This is a genomic window from Cupriavidus sp. BIS7 (assembly GCF_000292345.1).
In the GTDB taxonomy this organism is placed as follows: domain Bacteria; phylum Pseudomonadota; class Gammaproteobacteria; order Burkholderiales; family Burkholderiaceae; genus Cupriavidus.
Genome location: NZ_ALOU01000094.1, coordinates 1 through 4,005 on the forward strand (window position 1 = coordinate 1; position 4,005 = coordinate 4,005).

2 protein-coding genes are annotated in these 4,005 nt (G+C 64.8%); both read left to right on the forward strand.

The genetic code is table 11. The annotated features are described in order from the left end of the window. A partial coding sequence (locus B552_RS27930; protein ID WP_019451951.1) for an efflux RND transporter permease subunit occupies positions 1–2,424 on the forward strand: 2,424 nt, incomplete at its 5' end. Between the two features lie 2 nt (positions 2,425–2,426). After that, positions 2,427–3,902 carry an efflux transporter outer membrane subunit gene (locus B552_RS0125790; RefSeq protein ID WP_019451952.1) on the forward strand — a complete coding sequence of 492 codons (1,476 nt, stop codon included), beginning with the start codon at positions 2,427–2,429 and terminating at the stop codon, positions 3,900–3,902. Positions 3,903–4,005: the final 103 nt, after the last annotated feature.

The following is a 4,005-nucleotide window of genomic DNA, read 5'->3' on the forward strand; positions in this document are numbered from 1 at the left end:
GAGGAGTTCGGCAACATCCTGCTGCGCGTGAATCCGGATGGTTCGTCCGTGCGCATCAAGGATGTGGGCCGCGTGGAACTGGGCGGTGCCGACTACTCGACGCTGGCCCGCATCAACGGCAAGCCGGCCTCGGCCATCGCCATCAAGCTGGCCCCCACCGGCAACGCGCTGGCCACGGCAACTGCGGTGCGCGCGAAGATGGAAGAGCTGTCGCACTACTTCCCGCCGGACTACGAGTACAGCGTGCCATATGACACGTCCGCGTTCGTGAAGATCTCGATCGAGGAAGTGGTCAAGACGCTGCTGGAAGCCGTGGTGCTGGTGTTCCTGGTGATGTACCTGTTCCTGCAGAACTTCCGTGCCACGCTGATCCCGACGCTGGTGGTGCCGGTGGCGCTGCTCGGTACGTTCGGCGCCATGCTCGCGTTCGGCTTTTCGATCAACGTGCTGACGATGTTCGGCATGGTGCTGGCGATCGGTATTCTCGTGGACGACGCCATCGTGGTGGTGGAGAACGTCGAGCGGATCATGAGCGAGGAAGGACTCTCGCCGCGCGAAGCCACGCGCAAGGCAATGGGCCAGATCACTGGCGCCATCGTCGGCATCACGCTGGTGCTGACGGCCGTGTTCATCCCGATGGCGTTCTTCTCGGGCTCCGTTGGCAATATCTATCGCCAGTTCTCGCTGTCGCTGATCGCCTCGATGGGCTTCTCGGCGCTGCTGGCGCTGACGCTGACCCCGGCACTGTGCGCCACCATGCTCAAGCCGGTGGAAGCAGGCCACCACCACGAGAAGAAGGGCTTCTTCGGCTGGTTCAACCGTACCTTCACCACCGCGTCCGGCCGCTATCAGGGCATGATCGCGCGGATTCTGAAGCGCACGGGCCGTTACCTGATCATCTACCTGGTCATCATCGCGGGCGTGGTGGTGCTGTTCAAGCGCCTGCCGTCGTCGTTCCTGCCTGACGAGGACCAGGGCTACATGATCACCGTGGTGCAGTTGCCCACGGGCGCGACGCAAGAGCGCACGATCGGCGTGCTCAAGCAGATCGAGGACTACTACCTGCAGAAGGAATCGAAGGTGGTGGACCAGATGATCACGGTGGCGGGCTTCTCGTTCTTCGGCCGTGGCCAGAACGGCGGTATCGCGTTCGTGCGCCTGAAGGACTGGAAGGAGCGCCCCGGTGCGGATCAGACCGCGCAGGCGCTGGTTGGCCGTGCATTCGGCGCGCTGTCGTTCATCAAGGACGCGATCATCTTCCCGCTGAACCCGCCGGCCATTGCCGAACTGGGTAACTCGTCGGGCTTTGACTTCCGCCTGCAGGACCGCAGCGGCCAGGGTCACGCCAAGCTGATGGAAGCACGCAACATGATGCTGGGCATGGCGGCGAAGTCGCCGGTGCTGCAGGGCGTGCGTCCTGAAGGCCAGGAAGACGCGCCGCAGCTGCGCATCGACATCGACCGCGAAAAGGCGCGTGCGCTGGGCGTATCGGTGGCGGACATCAACGCAACGCTTTCCATCGCGTTCGGCTCGTCGTACGTGAATGACTTCATCTACGAAGGCCGTGTGCGGCGCGTGATCGTCCAGGCGGAAGGTGCGGATCGCCGCCTGCCGGACGACCTGACCAAGCTGCGCGTGCGCAACGCCAATGGCGACATGGTGGCTTTCGCGGCATTCGCGACGTCGAAGTGGATCATGGGCTCGCCGCGTCTGGAGCGCTACAACGGCATGCCGGCGGTGAAGCTTGCTGGTCAGGCCGCACCGGGCAAGTCTACCGGCGAGGCAATGCGCGTGATGGAGGAGAACTTCGCCAAGCTGCCGCCGGGTTTCGGCTACGAGTGGTCCGGCCAGTCGTATGAAGAACGTCTGGCTGGCTCGCAGGAGCCGATTCTGTACACGCTGTCGCTGGTGATCGTGTTCCTGTGCCTGGCCGCGCTCTACGAGAGCTGGTCGATCCCGGTGGCGGTGCTGCTGGTGGTGCCGCTCGGCGTGATCGGCGCGCTGCTCGGCGTGACGCTGCGCGGCATGCCCAACGACGTGTACTTCAAGGTGGGCCTGATCGCCACGATCGGTCTGTCGGCCAAGAACGCAATCCTGATCGTGGAATTCGCGAAGGACCTGCAGGCACAGGGCCGCAGCCTGGTAGACGCCACGCTCGAGGCCGTGCACCTGCGCTTCCGCCCGATCCTGATGACGTCTATGGCGTTCATCCTGGGCGTGCTGCCGCTGGCAATCGCCACTGGCGCGGGCTCGGGCAGCCAGCGCGCGATCGGTACCGGCGTGATGGGCGGGATGATTACGGCCACGCTGCTGGCGATCTTCCTGGTGCCGGTATTCTTCGTGGTGGTGCGTAGCCGCTTCAAGGGCAGCAAGGCCCAGCATGAGCGGGAAATGGCGCGCCTGGAAGGCCAGAAGGAAATCTGACTATGACCAAGACACTGACCACATTGCTGCTGGTGGCCGGGGTGCTGGGCGGCTGCACGCTGGCGCCGCACTATGACCGCCCTGCCGCGCCCGTGGCGGGCAGCTACCCCGCAGCGCCGGAAGGCTATGCCACTGCCGAGGTGAAGAGCGGAGAGACGCGTCGTGCCACCGATATCGGCTGGCGCGAGTTCTTCACGGACCCGCGCCTGCAGGGGCTGATCGAAACCGCGCTCGAGAACAACCGTGACCTGCGTACGGCTGCGTTGCGTATCGAGGAAGCCCGTGCGCAGTACCAGATCCAGCGCGCGGACCTGCTGCCCACCGTGAACGCGAACGCGAGCTTCCAGCGCGGCCGCTTCTCGGGCGCGACGTCGGGCATCGACCAATCGTTCACCGGCAACGTGTACCAGGTGGGCCTGTCCGTGACGCAGTGGGAGCTCGACTTCTTCGGCCGCGTGCGTAGTCTGTCGAATGCCGCGCTGGCGCAGTACCTGGCTACCGAGGAAGCGCATCGCGCCGCCTATATCTCGCTGGTATCGGAAGTCGCCAAGGCCTACCTGGCCGAACGCGCATTCTCCGAGCAGTACGATCTGGCCCGCGATACGTTCAAGGCGCGCCAGAGCACGTACGAACTCGCGCAGAAGCGTTTCGATGCCGGCGCAACCTCCGCGCTGGATCTGCGCGACAACGAATCGCTGGTGGCGCAGGCACGCGTTTCCGCGGCCCAGCTCGCGCGTCAGCGCGCGCAGGCGCAGAACGCGCTCGAAGTGCTGGTGGGCAAGCCGATCGCCGAGATCCCGAACCTGCCGGCGCCGATGCGTCTGTCCGACGAACACATCATCAGCGACATCCCCGAGGGCCTGCCCTCGGAGCTGCTGACGCAACGTCCGGATATCCGCCAGGCCGAGCAGCAACTGCTGTCGGCCAACGCAAACATCGGTGCGGCACGTGCGGCGTTCTTCCCGCGCATCACGATGACGGCCAACGCCGGGAACATCAGCACGTCGTTCACGAATCTGTTCGACTCCGGTGCTCGCGTTTGGTCGTTCTCGCCGCAACTCGTGCTGCCGATCTTCGACTACGGCCGCAACATGTCGAACCTCGACCTGTCCAACGTGCGCAAGAACATCCAGATCGCCAACTACGAGAAGACGATCCAGACCGCGTTCAGCGAAGTGGCCGACGCCCTGGTGGCGCGCGGCACGCTCGAGGATCAGGTGGCCGGCCAGGAGCAGCAGCGCAATGCCGAAGCGGCGCGCTACGAACTGGCGCGCATGCGCTTCCGCAGCGGCGTGGCCAGCTATCTTGATGAACTCGACGCACAGCGCCAGCTGTTCTCGGCGGAGCAGGACCTGGTGGCAGCACGCCAGCTGCGTCTGGTCAATTCGATCGATCTCTACCGCGCGCTTGGTGGCGGGCTGATCGAAAAGGGACCTGTGGCGCAGCAGCCAGTGCCGCAGACCACGACGACGCAGTAAGTCATCGTTTCGTTTCAGCGATGCAAGAAGGGCGAAGCTCGCAAGGCTTCGCCCTTTTTTCGTTCTGTCGTGCTGCGAGTGCTGGCCCTCTCCCCCGGCCCCT